Raw genomic sequence first — 18,977 nt, 5'->3', positions numbered from 1 at the left:
CATCTTTAGCGCATAAATAATACATTTGTGAGGTATTAAATGCAAGGACCTTACTATGAAAACCATTAAATCCTTCACCATCATTTTGTTAGCCAGTCTCGGGGTTATTTCTTGTGCGCCCACCGAATCGGGATTGCGAATCGATACCTCGCAAATTAAGCCAACCTACACCGCTGGCGCAACGGTTTCCCTCGCGATTACCAATCCGAATCAACTCAATATCGATAGTGTGGCGTATACCTTCAATCAAAAGCGCATTGGAAGCACCCAAGGAAACACCCCGTTGCGATATACGATATCCGAGAAAAAACTAGGCACCTACTCCTTAGTTGCCGCCATTTATGCCGAAGGGAACACCACCCAAGACACTACATCATTGGAGATCGTCTCGGCAATTACGCCCAAAATAATCAAATATAAAGTAGTAAATACGTTTCCACATGACATCAGTTCGTATACCCAAGGATTAGAGTTTCACCAGGGAGCCTTGTACGAAGGCACAGGACAATACGGGCAATCAAAACTCATGAAAACCGATTATAAAACGGGAAAAGTACTACTCAGTACGCCTTTGGATCCTAAATACTTTGGGGAAGGCATAACCATCTTCAACAATAAAGTCTACCAACTTACATGGCAAGAACAAACCGGATTTATCTACGATGCGCAAACATTAGAGAAAACCAAATCATTTTCTTACGACCGAGCCATTGAAGGCTGGGGTCTAACCCACGATGCGACGCATTTGTACCAATCGGACGGCACTGAAAAAATCTATCGTTTGGATCCCGAATCGCTAAAAGTTATCGATGTGATTTCGGTATATTCTTCGGATTCAAAAGTTAAAAATCTGAATGAGCTCGAATGGGTTAATGGAAAGATTTACAGTAATGTATACCAACAAAACGCCATCGTTCGCATCGATCCTGCAACTGGAGAGATTGAAGCGATTTTGGATCTATCAGATTTACTCAAACAAATCACTCAACTTCCCGAGACTGATGTGCTTAATGGCATTGCGTTCAATCCAGCGACCCAAACCTTTTTTATCACAGGAAAAAAATGGGATAAGATGTTTGAAATTAAAATCGTTGAATAATGTCGTCTTTGCATGCTATTCCAAAATCATGTGCTGAAAATTGGTTGGACTTAAATCCCACCGAAAAAGCGCGTTTTTGTACGTTATGTCACCAAAACATTTTCGATGATCAACATGTAACCGAGGAGGAGGCACAGGCTTTTATTGCCCAATGCAAACGAAACCAAACGAGGGAAACCCCACAAAATTTTTGGTCGAAAATAAAACGAAAACTCAAGAAGCGTTAGTTCGTCTCTGGGAGAATATCATACAATCCCCAATACTTTTCTGGGCGGTAATACAATTGATCCCCGACAACTTCCAAAGGACAATCAAAATTATTGGCATACAACGCTCCGGTTCCCAATCCCTGAGGTCGGTTGGACTGCAAGGTGTAGGTCCACTGCGCAATCGCATTCAATCCAACATTACTTTCAAGGGCTGAGGTAATCCACCATCCAATGCCCATAGATTCAGCCAATTCAATCCACTCCAAACTACCCCGAAAACCTCCAACAAGAGTAGGTTTTAAAATGATATACTGTGGGCGTAGGGTTTCCAGCAACTCCTTTTTGGCTGCCCTACCCGATACCCCAATCAATTCTTCATCAAGCGCAATGGGGATGGGCGATTCTTGACATAAAGTTCGCATAACCTCCCATTGTTTAGGCGCTATGGGTTGCTCAATACTATGCAATTCATAGACCGCCAACTGTTTCAACTTTGAAAGCGCTTCCTCGGGAGCAAATGCGCCATTGGCATCCACACGTATTTCGAGTTTTTCAGCGTTAAATTGCGATCGTAAAAAACTGAGCAAGCCTAACTCTTGTTGGAAATCAAGAGCTCCGATTTTCATTTTTACACAGCGGTATTCGGCTTGAATTTTATCTAAAAGCTGACGATGCATAAACGAAGTATCACCCATCCAAACCAAGCCGTTAATTGGAATCGCAGCTTTGCCTTCGGTAAACTCAGATGGAAAAAGTAAGGCAGGATGGGTACTTCGCAAAGAACGAAAGGCCATTTCCAACCCGAATTGAATGGATGGAAAGTAGTGAAGTGCTTCATACAAAGCCGCTTCCCCCCAATGAATATGATCGCAAACCCATTGCAGTTTTTCTTCATAATCCGGTCGGTCGTCAATACTCAACCCACGAAACATACCGCATTCGCCTATACCCGTTTGGGCACCGTCGTTGAGCGTTAAAAACCACGTTTCTTTATAGGCCATTTGCCCGCGGGAGGTTCCCACTGGACGGATAAAATTCATTTGATAACGAAGGTAAAATGCTTCCATTTATTCCAAAAGGCGTTTAATCTTGGGCAAATCTTGGTTGGGTAATCCCGAACGTTCAAATTCTCGAATATCCAGGAGAGCTTTGACTTTCCAGGGCGTTCCATCGGGAAGATTTTGCATAACATATTTTTTATACAATGCTTTGGCTTCAGAGACTCTATCGGTAAACAAATACACATGCGCCAGTGCCAATTGCAAACGCAAGTCGGTTGAGGACAAAGCCGAGACTTGCTCCATCAAGGTCGCTGCTTTGGTCATTTGTTTGGTACGAAGATAGCAATAGGACAAGCCTGCATACAATAGTGGGTCTTGCATGCCCGATTGTATCGCAGATTCAAATTGCTCTATTCCTTCCTTGGTTTTTCCTTTTAAAAACAATCGAAGAGCTTGATCGTGAATTTTTTGGGCATACTTGGCTTCCAATCCCAATTCCTTTAAAACCGCTTTTTCCGATTTCTCGAGGAATAACTCGCGTTCCTCGGGGCGCAACTGATGGTAGGTTTCAAAATTCATTTGCTCCATGACCTGTTGCAATAAGGCTACAGAAAACGTTTCTTTTTGGGAAAGATAGAAGGCAATAGGACGTTTTACGGCAAGTTTCAAAAAAGCAGCTTTTCGGTCAGGATTCCAACCTGTAGCGGCTTGGGCATCAATCCATGGCACTACTTCAAGAACAATCTTTTGCTTCATCAACCAATTGTCACTTTGAAACACAAACCACAAGGCTTCGGGGGCATCTTTCATACATCCGTGTGTCGCCGATAACAGTCGGGCTTCTTTGTTTATTGGATTGGGTTGGGTATAACAAGCTTGCGTTGGTTTTCCCGTCGTGAGGTAGGTTTTGGCCGCTTTTTCATCCAAAAAAACAGCAAACGTTGCTTTGTCATTGCCACTGACAGTAGAGGCCAAAAAAACAGCTCCAGCGGTACCTTGTGAAATCCCTGTGGGGTCGGGAATGGCTTTTAAAACAGAAACCAAACTTGAAGCTAACTTTTGATTATCGTCCATGAGCGTGATACGATAGACAATCTCGGTAGTGCCTTCGGGAAAAGCATTGGTTTTAATCATTTTTCGTTCACCTGCACGTACTTCAATCGTTTCGGAAGTGGTGCGCATGGTATCCCAATGTCCTTTCGCCTTTTGCGCCCATGAAGGAGAAACAAAAAGCGATAATGCAACTAGTAAACTTCGAATATACATGGTACTCTCTTTTACGAACTTGCCCTCCAAAATCATGCCTTAAACCGAAAGAGTTGCTCCAATTGACAATAAAGTAAGTGTTTTTCCTGCTTCAGAAAATGCCTTTTGGGCCGCTTCATGATCGATTTCAATGTAGCCAAACGTGTCGTAATGATAGCCCAATACCCGTGAACACTGCACAAAATCGGCAGCGTGTATCGCATCATGAACATCCATAGTAAAATTATCGCCTATGGGAAGAACGGCCAAATCTAAGGCAGTACGCATGGGAATCAATTTCATGTCAAACGTCAAAGCCGTATCGCCTGCTATATAGATGTTTTTATCCGCTTCCAGCACAAAACCTCCGGGCTGACCGCCATAACTTCCATCGGGGAACGAACTGGTGTGAATCGCATTGACATAACGTAAAGTCCCAAAATCAAATCGCCAACTACCTCCATGATTCATTGGGTGGTAGGGCAATCCTTTGGCTCCATAATGAGAAGCAATCTCGTAATTGGAGATAATTGTGGCTCCTGTATTTTTTGCAATAGCCTCAGCATCCAAAATATGGTCTTGGTGCGCGTGAGTCAATAAAATATAGTCGGGTTTGAGTTGCATAATATCAATATGCGCCGCATTGGGATTCCCCGTGATAAAGGGATCGACCAAAAGCGTTTTGCCCTGCGTTGCAATTGAAATACAAGCGTGTCCGTAAAATGTAATTTCCATAATGTGTGTGTTTTGTGTTTTATTCAAATAATGTTGAAAGCAAGTACAAGGTTTCGTCGGAGAAAAAGAAAATAAGTTGCAACGCCATGACGACACTGATAAAAAAGGTACTTAGCGCTACCTTTTTCAACTCTGGATCCAACAAACGAGGTTCGGTGTTTTGACGCACGCGTTTTAAATGAAAAATAAGAGGCAAATAAAACACCACAAAGAAATAGTTGTCAATATTAAAGTGGTGGGGATTAACATCATATTGCCTATCAAACCAATACGCAAATGCCAAAAACAAGACCATGGCAGCGATAATTAAAAACTGATGGTATTTTTTACCCCAAGCCCCACCGTTTTTAACAATCAAGGTGTTTTTTCCCACTTTACGATCGGAGGCTTCATCGCGCATATTGTTTAAATTTAAAACCGCCACGCTTAAAAATCCAATCGCGGTTGCCGGTAAAAATAAAACGGGGTTCAATTCTTTTAAAATCATAAAAGAAATCCCAACGGTACTAACCCATCCGAAGAATATAAAAACAAAAATATCGCCCAAACCGCGGTATCCATAAGGATTTTTACCTACCGTATAACGAATGGCCGAAGCTATAGCCAATATCCCAAGGACAAAGAAGATTAGAGAGTACAAAAAATTCTTGACTCCAAAGGCTTTGTAAATTAGCAGAATGGCCGATACCAAAGTGAGAAAAGCCGTTACAAAAATAGCATATCGCATGGCGCCTGGCGTAATTGCCCCACTTTGTATAGCACGTTGTGGTCCCACTCGATCTGCATTGTCTGTTCCTTTCACCCCATCACCATAGTCATTCGCAAAATTGGATAACACTTGTAGTCCCACCGTAGTTGTGAGGGCAAGAATGACAATTTTCCAGTTAAATCGGGACTGGGACATCGCAAAAAAACTTCCGACTAAAATGCCCGAAATGGAAAGTGGTAAAGTGCGAACCCGAGCGGCTTCAATCCATTGTTTCATAAACGCTATTTTTATTACATCCAATTGTGATTTTGGCTTTCTAAACCGTAAAGCCAACGATTGACATACTGTTTTAACGTGTCAAAGTTAGCTAAATAAAAACTGATATTTCCTGCTGCGGTATGCAAAGTTACCGACCCGATATTCAAATTTTTATGCCAAAACAACTGTGAGGTTGTAATCGCCTGAATTTTGTCGGTTTCTAAAATGTCAACCGCAATATCCCAAGCACCCGAGCGACGATGAATGTACTGATCACCCACATAAAACGTATAATTTTTATACGAAAAATAATGGTATATCGAGAGCAAAATTGTATAAACTGCCAACACGCCAAAAAACAAACTACTGGAAACCTCTTCAAAATAAGGTTTAAAACAGATGGCAGCCATTACGGGAAGAACTACCGTGAGGAACAGATTAAAAACCAAACGCCGCCAGTTGGCTTTCATCACCAAACCCATAGGCGGTTGATGTCCGTAGATCAACTCCAAAATCGCTTCTTTTTCGCGAGTATTGCAGCCTGGGACTTCAATTCGGTCTTTTTGATGATTTTTTTCATCGCTTATGGCCTGACGAATTTTCATCTCAAGCACATTTAACTTTTTTTGAAAATAATTTTGAGAAACAACCACCGATTGCACCCGTGACGGACGCAACACTGTATTTTTGGTATTGATCAACCCGAAGGAAAGCAACAACGAGCCCTGCTGCTGTTGCATGGTATAGTTAAAATAGCGCAATACCGTTCGCCCTAGATTAATCAAAAAGACTAAGGTAAAAAGACTTGCAATTCCGAGCACAATCGAATAAATTACCGATTGAAATAGCCAATCTTGTTCTGCTATTTTCTCCTCAAGCCAAGCTTCTTCTCCAATTTCGTGCAATTTCCCCCAAATGGAAAAAAAGAAGGTTAGAATTAAACCCACACTTTTGATATAGTTGGAGGTGATTCCAATTTTTATCAGACTGATAAAATGAATTTTGAGAAAGGGCTTTGGGGTTATACTTTCAGGCTGATCTTCGAGCGTTTCTTCGGCAGTTACAGCCATTTGATTTTCGATCAATGCTTTTTTTAAGGCCAACGCCACCGAGCGAGAAACAGCTTTGATTTGGGCTTCATGACGGTCAGCTCCAGCGGTATCCACTTGAATTCCGTACACGCCAATCAACCGTTGCAACAGATTCTGGGTAAGATTAACTTGCTGAATTTTTGACAGTTGAATGACGGTCTTTGTTTTCGTCAAAATACCATCATAGACAATAAACTCACCTAAGGCGCGATCAATATGAAAGGTAAAATGGGTAAACCGCAGGTAAGCAATACAAGCCACCAATAAAAAGGTACCCATCAAAAGCATAAACAAAATAAAGGCACTGAGAGTCCCTCCTTTTAATACAATGATTAAAATGATCGGCGCAATGGCACGTAAAATTTTTTGCAATGAATCGAGAAAAAGGAGGAGCACCCCTACTTTGGATTGTTGTTGGGGTTCTTGAAACTGAAAGTCCATCAGAGTTCTTTTTGAATTTTACCCATCAACAATTGCTTAATCCGTTCGGCATCTTCTTTCAAAATTCCAGGAATCTTGATATCGCCTCCATGGACGCCAGCAGTATAAATTTCGACTTGTGCCAACCCGAAATTTCGCGACAAAAACCCTTCGTGTAAGGCCACGTGTTGCACGCGGTTGTAGGGAATGATTTTGGTGTTGGTCGAAATAATTCCGTATTGAAAAAGTACATCATGTTCACGAAAGGCATACGCTTTTTTTCGATAACTAATATACATCATAACCGCAACCAATCCGATGCATAGCAAGCTCCCGCCCCAAAAAACAAGGGCTTCCATCGATGAAAAGTCATCGGCTTTGGCATAAACAAAACAAGCCACAAGCAAAAGAACCAAATCAAAACCTAATGCTTGGAGCGCAACGACTTTGGCATACGAAGCCTGCAGGGGTTGCAAAGGAACGTGCTCAAATTGTGGGAGCTGCTCAATGGTTAAAGGTTCATTGGTAAATTCCATACAACATAGTTTATAATCGGTACCCCAAGCCGAAAGTTAACAAATGACCATTTACATTATTTTCAATAGGTAAATAGGTATACCCCATGCGCATTTGCACGTCCGAAAAAAGAATCCATTCCCAACCCGCTTGTAACGTTAGCGCATGAAAACTTTTGGACTGTTCCAAGGTAGCACCCGGCGTAAATACAGGGTCAAACGGATCATTCAATTGCAAGCTGGAACGAGGAATTTCGGACTTGATTTTAAAAAGGGCGACGCCAATATGAGCATACGGACGAAACTTACTACTCAGTTTAAACGATGCCCCAAGGGTGGGATTTAGCATCACCATATCGTTGACGGCCCATCGTGTAAAGGTTCGATCGGCATCACGACCCGATAAAAAATGTAAATCAATGGCAGCACGAAAATCGACGCCTTGTGTTTGGGCAAAAACATAAGAAACGTCTACACCCAAAACGCCGTTGTAACTCGCACTAAACACATTTTCATTGCGAATATTTCCCACATAATGCAGCCCAACGCGCCACGGTTTTTCTATGGTTTTTATGTCCTCTTGGGCATGTAAAACACCCACGATAAAAAACAAACTATACTTTATATAACGAAACATAATGCGCTGATTTTATGGCAACCATTTTTTCTCGAAATTCGGTTTTCGCTTTTCAAGGAAAGCATCTCTACCCTCTTTGGCTTCGTCGGTCATGTAGGCCAAACGGGTAGCTTCTCCGGCAAAAACTTGTTGTCCCACCATACCATCGTCGGTAAGATTCATGGCAAATTTTAGCATTTTGATGGCCGTTGGTGATTTGGCTAAAATTTCTTGCGCCCATTCATACGCCGTTTGTTCCAACGCCTCATGAGGGACAACCGCATTCACCATGCCCATTTCAAAAGCTTCTTGCGCGGAGTAGTTCCGACCCAAGAAAAAGATTTCCCGCGCTTTCTTTTGGCCAACCATTTTAGCGAGATACGCCGAACCATATCCGCCGTCAAAACTGGTCACATCGGCATCGGTTTGTTTAAAAATGGCGTGTTCTTTACTGGCCAATGTCATATCGCACACCACATGCAAACTATGTCCGCCTCCCACGGCCCATCCGGGAACCACAGCGATGACAACTTTGGGCATAAACCGAATCATTCGCTGTACATCTAAAATATTCAAGCGATGGTACCCATCATCCCCTACATAGCCTTGATGGCCGCGTGATTTTTGATCTCCTCCAGAGCAAAACGACCAAATTCCGTCTTTGGTCGAAGGTCCTTCCGCCGACAAAAGTACAACCCCAATTGAGGTATCTTCCTGAGCGTCGTGAAACGCCTCTAATAATTCGGCTGTAGTTTTTGGACGAAAAGCATTACGAACATTGGGACGATTAAAAGCAATTCGGGCAACTCCATTGTATTTTTTATACGTAATATCCTCAAATTCACGTACCGTTTTCCATGCGATGGCACTCATAGGTCTTCTGTATTTTTATTTAACTTCATTATTTACCAAAACGTAAAAATACATTTATTCTCGAGAAAAGTGCGCTAAATCAAATCCTAAATTTGGTTAAAATCACCGAATAAAAACCGAACAAATACAACGATTTTTTTAACCCTTTTTCGCTTTCCATTAGAGGATTTCTTTATTTTTGTAGGGTAAAAAGCCCTAAACCCTAAAGTTACATCGTATGACCCGTTTTTTTTCTACCAAAAACGCTTACACCACTTCCCTACTTTGGTTGTTGGTGGCTTCTATGTTAGGACTGCTCTACATGGCGTATCAAGAAGGAGAAACTCCTTTTATGGCAGCTTTAGTTATTGGACTAACTGTTGGATTTATTGTTTGGGTGTTGTTGGATACCCGATATGTGTTGCGACAAAACTTTTTGTTTTACCGCTCGGGTCCCATCCGGGGACGGATTCCGGTAGGAGCTATCAAATCCATCAAAAAACACAAAGGATTGTTTGTTCCCGTGACCTTGAAACCTGCATTAGACATCAACGGTTTCATTATTACCTACAATCAATTTGATGATATTTTCGTATCGCCACAACACGCGGATACTTTTCTTCACGAACTGAAAAAAATCAATCCTACAATAGAAATATTGTAGTTTTAGGTTTCATCGAGCTACGTTCAATAGTGCAGAACTTATCACTCATTTATACGATTTTATTTTAAAAAAATCCCTTGCTCTTCAATAGAAATACGGCGGTCTTTGTAAAGTTGTCCAATGGCTTTCTTGAAGGTTTTCTTGCTCATTTTCAAAACGGTTTTGATGTCCTCTGGATGCGAATTGTCATGCAATCCCAAAAAGCCACGATTCGCATGAAGTTCGGCAAGAATTTTTTGCACCGCAGCTTCAATTAACGATTCCCCCATCGGTTGAAAAACAATATCGACTTTCCCGTCAGGACGTACTTGTTTGACGTAGGCCGTATAAGTTTTTCCAAAACGCAATGTTTCATCAAAAACCTGATTTTGAAATGCTAACCCGCGGTATTGATGCTCGATGATCACATTGACACCGGCATCCGAAAAATGGGTAATCATCACATTTACCTTTTGTCCCTGTTCCAAGGCAACATCGGTTTCTTTTACAAAACGGTGAATACGACTTGAAGCTACCAATCGATTGGTTTTTTCATCCAAAAAAACGTATACCAAATACCTTTTGCCTGTTTCCATGGGTTGGGCTTGTTCACGAAATGGAACAAATAAATCTTTTTCCAACCCCCAATCCAAAAACGCACCGTAAGCATTGATATAATTCACCTTCAAATGGGCAAACTGATTGACATGTACATACGGTTTTAGCGTAGTCGCCACAGGGCGTTCCATATGGTCTAAGTAGACAAATACCTCAAGCGTTTCACCCACAGCATACACTTTGGGTTGATACTTTCTGGGCAATAATACGTCTGAAGTGCCGTCTGTTAAAAATAAGCCGACTGTGGTTTCGCGGGCAATAGTCAATTCATTGGTCTTTCCGATTTGCATGAGGTGTGGTTTTTATTTTTAAACCAAAGATTTAAAAAAGGTACGTAAATAGTGATCGTTTTGTTGTGTTGGGGTAAATATTTCTAGTAATTGTGGCCGCTCACGTTCCCCAAAAATAGTGGCTAATGCGGCTTCAAGCGTTGGTTCGGAGGAAGCTGAATGGTAATCTAATCCGTACATCGCTGCCAAATGTTGCGCTGTAAAACAATGAGATGTTTCAAAATACGTCGTAAATGTGGGCGTTTCTTCATGACCCGGGAGAATTCTAAAAATTCCACCACCGCCATTGTTAATGACAATTAAAGTAAACGTTTTGGGAATATAAGCATTCCACAAGGCATTGCTGTCGTATAAAAAGCTGATATCCCCTGTGATTAATGTTGTAGGAACCCCACTCGCAACCGCCGCGCCAATCGCAGTCGACGTGCTTCCATCGATACCACTTGTCCCGCGATTGCAAAAAACCTCAACGCGGGTATCGGTAGCAAACAATTGGGCATAGCGAATGGCCGAGCTATTACTTACCTGCAAATGCGTGTATGGAGGAATGTGTGGCAACAGTTTTTCAAAAACTTTTAAATCACAAAAAGGGAGATCAGCCAGATACTCCGAGGCTTTTTGACGGCGATGATTTCGTAGGGTTAAAAAAGTATCCTGATACGAACTTGTCACCGCTTGGGTTTGGGGTAAAAAAGTAGCTAACCATTGGCTTGGTGTGGTTTTAAAATGATGGGTCAAACATCCATACGTGTCATACGCCCGAAGCGGGTCTATGTGCCAATGTGCTTGAGGAGCATAATTTCGCAACAACGCTTTGATACGCTTGGACACCACCATTCCGCCAAAAGTGAGCAGAATATCGGGTTGAAAAGCCTCTTTTTCTGTAGATTCAAAAGGAGTAATCAGGGTATCAATCGAATCAATACAATCGGGATGATGCAGGTTGGATGTAGTTTCGGTCATCACCAATACCGAAGGATCGCGCATCAACTGCTGCAACAACTCGGTAGCGATGGAATGGGGCGTATGAACACCCACCAAAACCAATTTGCGTTGCGCCTTATTCCATTGCTCTATAAAAGGAACATACGACTCCAGCACCTCAACTTCTTTGTTTTTTACGGGAGGCGAACTCACGGTTACGGTAAGCTCAGGAACCCTTTCGTACAAGGGCTCTTCAAAAGGAACATTCAAATGCACAGGACCTTTTTGTGTCATAGAGGCTTCTAAAGCTTCATAAATCAGTCGATCGTTTTCCACTGAAGCCATTTCGGTCAAATTGGCATTATAAACGGTATGCTGCGAGAGGACATTTGTTTGACGAATGGTTTGACCGTCACCGATATCAATTTTGGACGGGGGTCGATCGGCGGAAACGACAATTAGGGGAATCTGACTGTAAAAGGCTTCTGCTACAGCGGGATAATAATTAAGTACGGCCGAACCCGAAGTACAAACGACAGCAACGGGCTTTTGCAATTGTTGCGCCATTCCAAGCGCAAAAAAAGCAGCCGATCGTTCATCTGCGATGCTGTAACAGGTAAAAAAGGATTGCAATGTAAAACCGAGCGTGAGCGGTGCATTACGCGAACCCGGTGAAATGACAATATGTTGAATCCCTTGCTGCCGGAATATTTCTATAACCGATTGTGCCAAAGGAATTTTAGGATAAACCATGGTAATTCAAAATGGACCACAAAGGTACAAAGGGTTTCAGGAATGGGAAACCTTTTTGAGAAAATTATAACGGACGTTTGTATTTAAAAGGTATCTGAAAAAAATAGAAAGAAGAGAAACAATATTCCCGTGAGAAACAACATTCGGCGCAATTGAACACAGCGATCGCGATGCGTTTTGGGACATTGAAAGATTAAATAGTAGCCCAAGGTTAGTCCCAGAACCAAGCCAAAAGTCAGTAAAGCCGGCCCTAGGAACCTCCCTTGATCTTGCAGACAGGGAATCAAAAATCCCGTACTGCCTTGTTCGATAAGGAGCATTATCAAAGTCATACCCTGCAAAGCTAGGCGATGCAAAGGAGTTCAATTAGCGTAGAAATACCTGTTTTTAATTTGTATTTTTGGGCATGGAAATTACGATTCGACCTTACACGGCCTCCGACGTGGAGCCTTTACTCGAGATCATCAATTACAATATCTTGAATGCCACAGCATTGTATGATTACAACCCGCGAACGGCAGCGCAGCAAGTTGCACTTTTTGATGAAAAATTGCAAAAAGGGTTTCCCATTTTTGTAGCTACCCACGGAAATATAGTCGTTGGTTTTGGCTATTATGGCGAATTTCGTTTTCGTGAAGCCTATCGATTTACTGTAGAACACTCTGTTTACACCCATCCAGATTGGCAAGGGAAAGGAATTGGCAAAGCGCTCCTATCCACTTTGATTTCCTCAGCAAGAACCAACGGATTTCATACGATGATTGGTGTTATTGATGCTGAAAATACGGCAAGTATTGCTTTTCATGAACGTATGGGATTTGAAGTAAAAGGTATTCTCAAGGAAACCGGATTCAAATTTGACCGTTGGCTGCACAGTGTTTTTGTCCAATTAATCCTTAACTAATGCTTTACATTCAACCGATATGAACTATCCCCTACCCTTTGTACTTAAAATTTGTGCTTTTTTACTTCAAAGCATCACTTTATTCTGTGGGTTTTATTGGAAAATAGAAGTCTGTTTTACCCTGAGTTATATGCTCACCATCCTTTACAACGTGGCTTTTTTTGTTGTCCCGATTTGGTTCCCGTCATTACCTGATGCAAATACCTTTATCATTCCAAGACAAACACACCATTCGATTCTATCGTTAAGTTTGGTAGCAGGTATTGCTTTATTAATTTTTACCGGCTTGGGATTGCATTTTTTTGAACAATCCTATCATTTGGAAACAGTGAGTGTGTTTTTTGCTTTCGTATTGATAACGAATGCTTTTGAAAAACCCAACAACACCTATCTTCGTTGGGAGAGAGACGGTTTGTTGATTGTGGGAACTACTTTTTCCAACACCTTACCGCAGGACAGTATATTGCATTTTGAAGTCGATGGCGATTCGATAACGCTACAAACCAAAGATGGCATTACCCATCACATTGAAAATATCGAATGGGATACCGAAAAAATGGAATTGGCCAAGGCATTTCTTTCACGGGAAAAAAGTTAATGCACAGACTTATTTTTCTGCAGGGATTTCAGGGGTATCGGCAACTTTAAAATCCACGTAATAATTTGCTTTAAACGACAGTACAAAAGTCACGCTACAATTTCCAACATCCCTGAGAATTAGGGGTTGGTAACGAAAAGCGCTAGGGTCTAGAGCGTTCTTACAATGCAAATAGACACGTACTTCAAGGTCGCCTTTGCGGTTACGGTAGGGAATGCATTGTTTAACATAATCGTTTGACGGTTTTACTACGTCTTTTTGTTCGTCAAAAACACAAGCAATCAACTCACGCACCCGTTCAAACTCTTCTTCACTTAAATCATAGGGTGTATTTCGGTCCTTTTTTTTGGGCGAATAGGTAAAAACAGCATAATCAGGAAAAGGATGTAGGTCGATAAGCGAACGTAGGGCCGTTTTGTTTTGAAGTACATCCAACCGGAAATTTTGTGTTTCTCCCACAAACTCCAGCATCCCATTTTTGAAAACCGCTTTACCGCCCGATCCATTCATGTCTTTTCGACTAAAATGGAGTGTATCCGATTGGAGGTAGGCTTTCCCTTCAAACTTTTCGTATTTGGTGTGCCCGTGATCTTTGGCTTTAGAATTGTATTCAAATGTGCTGTCCGTATACCATTTCAATTCGTGTCGGTATTCTACGATATTTCCCGATTCGTGGCGTGCAAGCAGTAGTATCTCTTTCTGGGGTGCAGCCACTTCTTTCGGAGGTTCTTTACACCCGAAACATAGCAGTAGTACCCCAAAAAAAACATGAATTCGCATACTCTTTAAAAAGAAACATTGTTGGCTTGTGCCCAAAAAATAAAACCAAACAGCAAACACAAATAAAGTGCCGTGTAGAGGAGCTCGTTCCTAAAATAACGAAACTGCCCCGAACGCTTGTAGCGGCGATATCCTCGAACCACGTAAACCAACCGCAGGAGAATAAATCCAGTAATGAGGAGAATGAGATAAAACGGGAGTCGCATGGATTTACGTCAAATTAGCGTTCGAGTATTTTGGCTACATCAGGTTTGAAATAGTTGGGTCCTTTCATGACTTTACCATCTTCGCGGTACACGGGTTTACCATCGGCTCCTAATTTACTCATATTACTGCGTTGGATCTCTTCAAAAACCGCTTCAATTTTATGCTGCAACCCATGCTCCAGTAGGGTTCCACATAAAATATAAAGCATATCACCCAAAGCATCGGCGATCTCAGTTAAATCCTTGTTTTGTACTGCCTCCCAATACTCTTCATTTTCCTCTTTCATTAAATTAAATCGAAGAAGATGGGTGGACTCGCCAAGGTCGGCTGTAGGGGTAGTGCGAATTCCCAAACCAAAGGCTTGATGAAATTCAGCTACGGCTTCTAATTGTCGTTGCATAACTCATTTTTTTACCACGACAAAGTAAAAAGAATCCCACGGATTACCTACCTTTGTTGAAAACTATTTTTGCTATGTTTACAAAAGGACAATTGGTGTTTGCGGTTTTTTTTGTTATTGCTTTTGTCATTGCCATGGTTATTGCCTACCGAAAAGACAAAGCACTGCATCAACTTTTTTATAAAGGAAATTATAAGATTTTGATTGCCTTTTTTGCCTTTATTGCCCTTTTATTTGTCATAAAATTTGCAACAAAGCATTAAGAAGACCTATTAATTTTCATACCTTTACCCACCTAAGCTGCGGTTATGAAGATTTTACGCTACTTATTTTTTATTGCCTTACTCTTTTTATTGGGCACTGCAGTTTTTGTTGCCACCCAAAAGCCCTCTTATTCTGTAACGAAAAGTCTTTACATCAAAAACAAACGCGCTGTCGTATTTGATTATGTCAATGATTTGCGTAATTGGGAAACCTTTGCCGCTTGGATAGTAGAACATCAAGGAACACAATTTAAATATCCCGAAAGTTCATCGGGTAAAAATGCGCATGCCGAGTGGACGGGAAGTCGGGATGGAAATTTAAAAACGCTAGAATACAAAGATGCCGAATTATTGCGCTATGTGAGCGATGAAAACGGTCAACTTACCCATTATACCTGGCAATTTAAAGATACCTTGGGCGGTACAAAAGTTCAATTAACAGCCAAAGGAACCTTGGACTTTAATTCAAAAATCAAAGCCTTTTTTCAAGGAGGAGTGCAATCGTCAATGGGTAATTTATACGAAAGGACTTTGGTAGGTTTAGAGAAAAGTATTTCGCGAGAGTTAAAGACGTTTCAAGTCAAAGTGATGGGATTGGTCAATCAACCGCGTGTGTTTTATTTGAAACAATTTGTGCGGTGTAAAGCAAAAAATCTAACCCGAAGTATCAAAACAACCTTGCCTAAAATGCAATGGTTTTTCAAAAAAAATGCCGTTCAAACTACCGGAAAACCTTTTATCATCTATCACAAATGGGACAAAGAAGCCCGTGTTGTGGATTATTCGGTATGCATTCCCGTAAAGGACACCATTGCCATTGAGGAGGGCAGTGATATTGCATTTGGAGTGCTTCCACCATTCAAAGCGTTACGCGTGCAATTGAAAGGCGATTATTCGCATTTACAAAAGGCGTGGAATAAAGGGATTCAATACATTAACACCAAAAAATGGGCGCGATTAACCCATTTGAATGTAATTGAAATATACCGCAAAAATGGGGAAGACACGCCCCACCCTTCCCAATGGATGACCGAAGTTTACCTTCCTGTGCAACCCACCGCTACGCGTCAACCGCGAACTGTAATCCAAGATACTGTCGCTGTAGTAACGCCAAATGAGCCTGCAGTAAATTCAAATCCTTCGCCTTAACAAAGCTGTTTTAAACCTTTTGTTTTCTAAAAGGTCTAAATCAAAAAAAGTAGTTTGGAAAACGAAAAAGCTTTTATTCAAGAACTATTGCATCCGAAAACCCGAGACGCGGCTTTTGGAAAACTTCTCCAATACTATCAAAAACCCCTATATTATCATATTCGAAGTATTGTTTTGGATCATGATGATGCCGACGATGTGTTGCAAAACACCTTCATCAAAGTACATACCTACTTAAAAGATTTCAAAGGCGAGAGCAAGTTGTATTCATGGATCTACCGAATTGCAACGAATGAGTCGCTAACTTTTTTACAACAAAAAAATAAACGTCAAGGATTCACGCATTCCGAATGGCAAGAGAAAGCATTGGCTAAATTGGAAACTGATGTATATTTTGAAGGCGAAGCATTTCAATTGCAACTCCAAGAGGCGATTGCTCGCTTGCCCGAAAAACAACAATTGGTTTTTAAAATGAAATACTTTCAGGAGATAAAATACGAAGACATGTCGGAAATACTTGGCACATCGGTAGGGGCATTGAAAGCCTCTTACCATCACGCGGTAAAAAAAATTGAAGAATTTATTAAAACAAATTAAACCAATCCACACGTACAATATCTAAAGTATATGAATCCGTTTAACTTAAATAACCCGCCCAAGAATCCCAGTGGTTTTACCGCACCCGAAGGCTATTTTGAATCGTTTTCGACACGACTTCAAAACCGACTTGAGGAAAAGCCGCCTGTAAAATCGATTTCTTTTTGGCGTAAAAATGCCAAAACTTTTTATGGAATGGCTGCTATTTTGGTCATCGGTTTAGGAATTGGCATGCTGTGGCGTTGGGAAGTACAAAAAGAAGAAGAAGCCCATTGGAGCGCTATTGCCTCGTATGTAAGCGAAAATACCGACCTCACCGACGAACATTATTTGGAATTGATTGAACTCCAAACTACGGAAGTACCCGTTACCTCCGATACCGAAGCAGAGGCGCTGGAGGAAGTGCTTCTTGAAAATGAAGCGTTGGAATACAGCATAACACAATAACATTGAAATTAAATCAAACTATGAAAACAATTCAAAATGCCTTTCGAATTACAGTGCTAACCCTCCTTTTCATGGGAACAGTGAACGCTTGGGCGCAACCCGGTGGACGTTTACGGGAACGCATTCAAGAGAAAAAAGAACAAGTAAAGTCACAAAAAGTAGCCTTTATTACCCAAGAACTTCGCTTAACTCCGGATGAGGCGGCAAAATTTTGGCCCATATACAATGCTTTTGAAGATAAACAAGCTGAAATTCGCCGTCAAAAATTAAAAGCTTTTATGGACCGAAAGGACGACGATCAGTTGGATAAAATGACTGAAAAAGAAGCACAAACAGTCTTGGCCCAAATGGAAAACAACGAGGAAGAATTATTCAAACTCCGTAAGAAATTGATTGCCGATTTACGAGGTGTGCTCCCCGCTTTGAAGATTATCAAATTGCGACGTGCGGAAGAAGATTTCAATCGAAAATTGGTGGAACAATTAAAAGAACGCCGCCGAAATTAAATACAAAACAGCTCCTAAAAAGGGCTGTTTTTTTTTAGTTTCGGTGCAATCGCAAACGAAAGATTTTGTTTTTCCCGGCCACAATTACGGTTTGCCTATCGACAAACTTCAAGGTATACAATTGAGGCTCAGGCCACAAACATTTCCATTGTTTCCCTTGGTCAAACGCATAATACAATCCCCCTGCCCCTACCGTCAACCATTCCTTACCTTCGCCCGACGGAATAAATTGAATCCCCGAAATATAGCCCGGCTCTTGGGGCACATCAATAGGATTCCACGTGCTCCCTCCGTCAGAGGTATAAATGAGATTCCCAACTGTTTGGGTGGGTTGGTCATAATTCCCTCCAGCAGCGACCCCTATCTTGGCGTTGTAAAAATCGGCTGAAAAAATTCCCTCCATAGCACTGCCTTGAGCGATAGGAACAGCAAACGACGTCCACGTTTTACCCTCATCAGTAGAGCGCCAAACGCGCGATTTCATGCCTCCGGTAACTATCCAAAGTGTGTTCCCCGCGCTACAAATGGTAGTATTACTCGAAGCAAAAGCTGCTTCCCCAGGAGCCAAAACAGGGGCTTTATCTTCAGGAATACGATACCAATGCGCTCCCCCATCTTCCGATTTCAATAACGCCATTGCCTGTTGCGTCGGATCGCCCATGGCCCAACCTGTTCCGGTTGCCGTAAAATGTAGCGCGTCGTAAAAAACTTTTTCATGCACCTCTTGATACAGCAAGCGATTGCCTTCGCCCTCCATAGGCCCCGAATAGAGAAGTGCAGGATTTCCAATGGAAAGGGCAAACCATTTTCCTTGGTGTAAAGCCAACGAACGAAATTCGGTAGGCGTCGTAGTGGGAAGTGTTTGAGGCCAATGTTTGCGCGTTACCAAATCGATTCGACCCAGTTTACTATGACTCCCCGCATAAAAAACGGATGACTCCGCAACAGCAATCGCACGAATACTTACCGTTTCAAAAAGCAAAGTGTCTACCGTGACTCGAGTTATCGGTTGAGCATCCTTTGAAGAAGTTACAGAAGCACAATTCCAAAAAAGAAAACCACAAAAAAAGCCCAAAAAAACGCGCATAATCCTCAGTATTTCCTACGAAAATAAACATAATTGGTGAGGTGACAATTTTGATTTTGGC

Annotated in this window: 24 protein-coding genes; 10 read left to right on the top strand and 14 right to left on the bottom strand. The window is 41.7% G+C overall.

Annotated features, from left to right (window positions below; all coding sequences use genetic code 11):
• Window positions 1-55 precede the first annotated feature (55 nt).
• Both BUC17_RS11660 and BUC17_RS11655 read left to right on the top strand, forming a co-directional pair.
• Window positions 56-1,099, top strand: coding sequence for a glutaminyl-peptide cyclotransferase (locus BUC17_RS11660; RefSeq protein ID WP_073364677.1), 1,044 nt, complete (start codon window positions 56-58; stop codon window positions 1,097-1,099).
• Window positions 1,099-1,326, top strand: coding sequence for a hypothetical protein (locus BUC17_RS11655; RefSeq protein ID WP_073364675.1), 228 nt, complete (start codon window positions 1,099-1,101; stop codon window positions 1,324-1,326). The genes BUC17_RS11660 and BUC17_RS11655 overlap by 1 nt, the downstream gene beginning before the upstream one ends.
• On the opposite strand, the gene menC is transcribed toward BUC17_RS11655, so the two are convergent.
• From menC to BUC17_RS11615, 8 genes are read right to left on the bottom strand one after another with little or no spacing between them, the layout of a single operon-like run.
• Window positions 1,323-2,375 (bottom strand): o-succinylbenzoate synthase, encoded by a 1,053-nt coding sequence (gene menC, locus BUC17_RS11650; RefSeq protein WP_073364673.1) that lies wholly within the window; start codon window positions 2,373-2,375, stop codon window positions 1,323-1,325. The two genes, BUC17_RS11655 and menC, sit on opposite strands and share 4 nt — an antisense overlap.
• On the bottom strand, window positions 2,376-3,575 hold the full coding sequence (locus BUC17_RS11645; protein ID WP_073364750.1) for a tetratricopeptide repeat protein: 1,200 nt from the start codon (window positions 3,573-3,575) through the stop codon (window positions 2,376-2,378).
• A 39-nt stretch (window positions 3,576-3,614) separates the two neighbouring features.
• Window positions 3,615-4,289, bottom strand: coding sequence for a metal-dependent hydrolase (locus BUC17_RS11640; protein ID WP_073364748.1), 675 nt, complete (start codon window positions 4,287-4,289; stop codon window positions 3,615-3,617).
• Between the two features lie 19 nt (window positions 4,290-4,308).
• Window positions 4,309-5,274, bottom strand: coding sequence for a 1,4-dihydroxy-2-naphthoate octaprenyltransferase (gene menA, locus BUC17_RS11635; protein WP_073364671.1), 966 nt, complete (start codon window positions 5,272-5,274; stop codon window positions 4,309-4,311).
• A 14-nt stretch (window positions 5,275-5,288) separates the two neighbouring features.
• Window positions 5,289-6,788, bottom strand: coding sequence for a PH domain-containing protein (locus BUC17_RS11630; protein ID WP_073364669.1), 1,500 nt, complete (start codon window positions 6,786-6,788; stop codon window positions 5,289-5,291).
• Entirely contained in the window at window positions 6,788-7,303 is a 516-nt protein-coding gene (locus BUC17_RS11625; RefSeq protein ID WP_073364667.1) for a PH domain-containing protein, read from the bottom strand. Before BUC17_RS11625 ends, BUC17_RS11630 begins: the two co-directional genes overlap by 1 nt.
• 10 nt (window positions 7,304-7,313) lie before the next feature.
• On the bottom strand, window positions 7,314-7,919 hold the full coding sequence (locus BUC17_RS11620) for an outer membrane protein (RefSeq protein WP_073364665.1): 606 nt from the start codon (window positions 7,917-7,919) through the stop codon (window positions 7,314-7,316).
• A 12-nt stretch (window positions 7,920-7,931) separates the two neighbouring features.
• Window positions 7,932-8,771 (bottom strand): 1,4-dihydroxy-2-naphthoyl-CoA synthase, encoded by an 840-nt coding sequence (locus BUC17_RS11615; protein ID WP_073364663.1) that lies wholly within the window; start codon window positions 8,769-8,771, stop codon window positions 7,932-7,934.
• Between the two features lie 217 nt (window positions 8,772-8,988).
• Here BUC17_RS11615 and BUC17_RS11610 point away from each other — a divergent pair, with 217 nt between their 5' ends.
• On the top strand, window positions 8,989-9,414 hold the full coding sequence (locus tag BUC17_RS11610) for a PH domain-containing protein (RefSeq protein ID WP_073364661.1): 426 nt from the start codon (window positions 8,989-8,991) through the stop codon (window positions 9,412-9,414).
• Window positions 9,415-9,473: 59 nt separating this feature from the next.
• On the opposite strand, the gene BUC17_RS11605 is transcribed toward BUC17_RS11610, so the two are convergent.
• Together BUC17_RS11605 and menD are read right to left on the bottom strand one after the other, a co-directional pair.
• Window positions 9,474-10,301 (bottom strand): CvfB family protein, encoded by an 828-nt coding sequence (locus BUC17_RS11605; RefSeq protein WP_073364659.1) that lies wholly within the window; start codon window positions 10,299-10,301, stop codon window positions 9,474-9,476.
• Between the two features lie 18 nt (window positions 10,302-10,319).
• Window positions 10,320-11,978, bottom strand: coding sequence for a 2-succinyl-5-enolpyruvyl-6-hydroxy-3-cyclohexene-1-carboxylic-acid synthase (menD, locus tag BUC17_RS11600; protein WP_073364656.1), 1,659 nt, complete (start codon window positions 11,976-11,978; stop codon window positions 10,320-10,322).
• 406 nt (window positions 11,979-12,384) lie between these two features.
• Between menD and BUC17_RS11590 the strand changes: the two genes are divergently transcribed.
• Window positions 12,385-12,882 carry a GNAT family N-acetyltransferase gene (locus tag BUC17_RS11590; protein ID WP_073364650.1) on the top strand — a complete coding sequence of 166 codons (498 nt, stop codon included), beginning with the start codon at window positions 12,385-12,387 and terminating at the stop codon, window positions 12,880-12,882.
• 19 nt (window positions 12,883-12,901) lie between these two features.
• Entirely contained in the window at window positions 12,902-13,480 is a 579-nt protein-coding gene (locus tag BUC17_RS11585; protein ID WP_073364648.1) for a hypothetical protein, read from the top strand.
• A gap of 9 nt (window positions 13,481-13,489) precedes the next feature.
• Here BUC17_RS11585 and BUC17_RS11580 read toward each other — a convergent pair whose 3' ends face one another.
• From BUC17_RS11580 to BUC17_RS11575, 3 genes are read right to left on the bottom strand one after another with little or no spacing between them, the layout of a single operon-like run.
• Window positions 13,490-14,260: a hypothetical protein gene (locus tag BUC17_RS11580; protein ID WP_073364645.1), complete on the bottom strand. Its 771-nt coding sequence runs from the start codon at window positions 14,258-14,260 to the stop codon at window positions 13,490-13,492.
• A gap of 5 nt (window positions 14,261-14,265) precedes the next feature.
• Complete coding sequence (locus BUC17_RS14015; protein WP_143161790.1) at window positions 14,266-14,466, bottom strand: hypothetical protein; 201 nt, start codon at window positions 14,464-14,466, stop codon at window positions 14,266-14,268.
• 14 nt (window positions 14,467-14,480) lie between these two features.
• A complete protein-coding gene (locus BUC17_RS11575) occupies window positions 14,481-14,867 on the bottom strand; it encodes a pyrophosphohydrolase domain-containing protein (protein WP_073364643.1) in 387 nt (128 codons plus the stop codon).
• 74 nt (window positions 14,868-14,941) lie between these two features.
• On the opposite strand from BUC17_RS11575, the gene BUC17_RS11570 reads away from it, so the two are divergent.
• From BUC17_RS11570 to BUC17_RS11550, 5 genes are read left to right on the top strand one after another with little or no spacing between them, the layout of a single operon-like run.
• Window positions 14,942-15,130: a hypothetical protein gene (locus BUC17_RS11570; protein WP_073364640.1), complete on the top strand. Its 189-nt coding sequence runs from the start codon at window positions 14,942-14,944 to the stop codon at window positions 15,128-15,130.
• Window positions 15,131-15,175: 45 nt separating this feature from the next.
• Window positions 15,176-16,279: a GyrI-like domain-containing protein gene (locus tag BUC17_RS11565; RefSeq protein ID WP_073364637.1), complete on the top strand. Its 1,104-nt coding sequence runs from the start codon at window positions 15,176-15,178 to the stop codon at window positions 16,277-16,279.
• A gap of 54 nt (window positions 16,280-16,333) precedes the next feature.
• Window positions 16,334-16,876, top strand: coding sequence for an RNA polymerase sigma factor (locus tag BUC17_RS11560; protein ID WP_073364634.1), 543 nt, complete (start codon window positions 16,334-16,336; stop codon window positions 16,874-16,876).
• 30 nt (window positions 16,877-16,906) lie between these two features.
• Window positions 16,907-17,323 (top strand): hypothetical protein, encoded by a 417-nt coding sequence (locus BUC17_RS11555; RefSeq protein WP_073364631.1) that lies wholly within the window; start codon window positions 16,907-16,909, stop codon window positions 17,321-17,323.
• A gap of 20 nt (window positions 17,324-17,343) precedes the next feature.
• Entirely contained in the window at window positions 17,344-17,829 is a 486-nt protein-coding gene (locus BUC17_RS11550; RefSeq protein ID WP_073364628.1) for a hypothetical protein, read from the top strand.
• 34 nt (window positions 17,830-17,863) lie between these two features.
• On the opposite strand, the gene BUC17_RS11545 is transcribed toward BUC17_RS11550, so the two are convergent.
• Window positions 17,864-18,916 carry a WD40/YVTN/BNR-like repeat-containing protein gene (locus BUC17_RS11545; RefSeq protein ID WP_073364625.1) on the bottom strand — a complete coding sequence of 351 codons (1,053 nt, stop codon included), beginning with the start codon at window positions 18,914-18,916 and terminating at the stop codon, window positions 17,864-17,866.
• Between the last annotated feature and the right edge of the window lie 61 nt (window positions 18,917-18,977).

The sequence above is a fragment of the Flavobacterium fontis genome (assembly GCF_900129405.1).
Classification (GTDB): Bacteria; Bacteroidota; Bacteroidia; order Flavobacteriales; family Flavobacteriaceae; genus Flavobacterium; species Flavobacterium fontis.
This window is presented reverse-complemented; position numbering and strand designations above follow the sequence as displayed.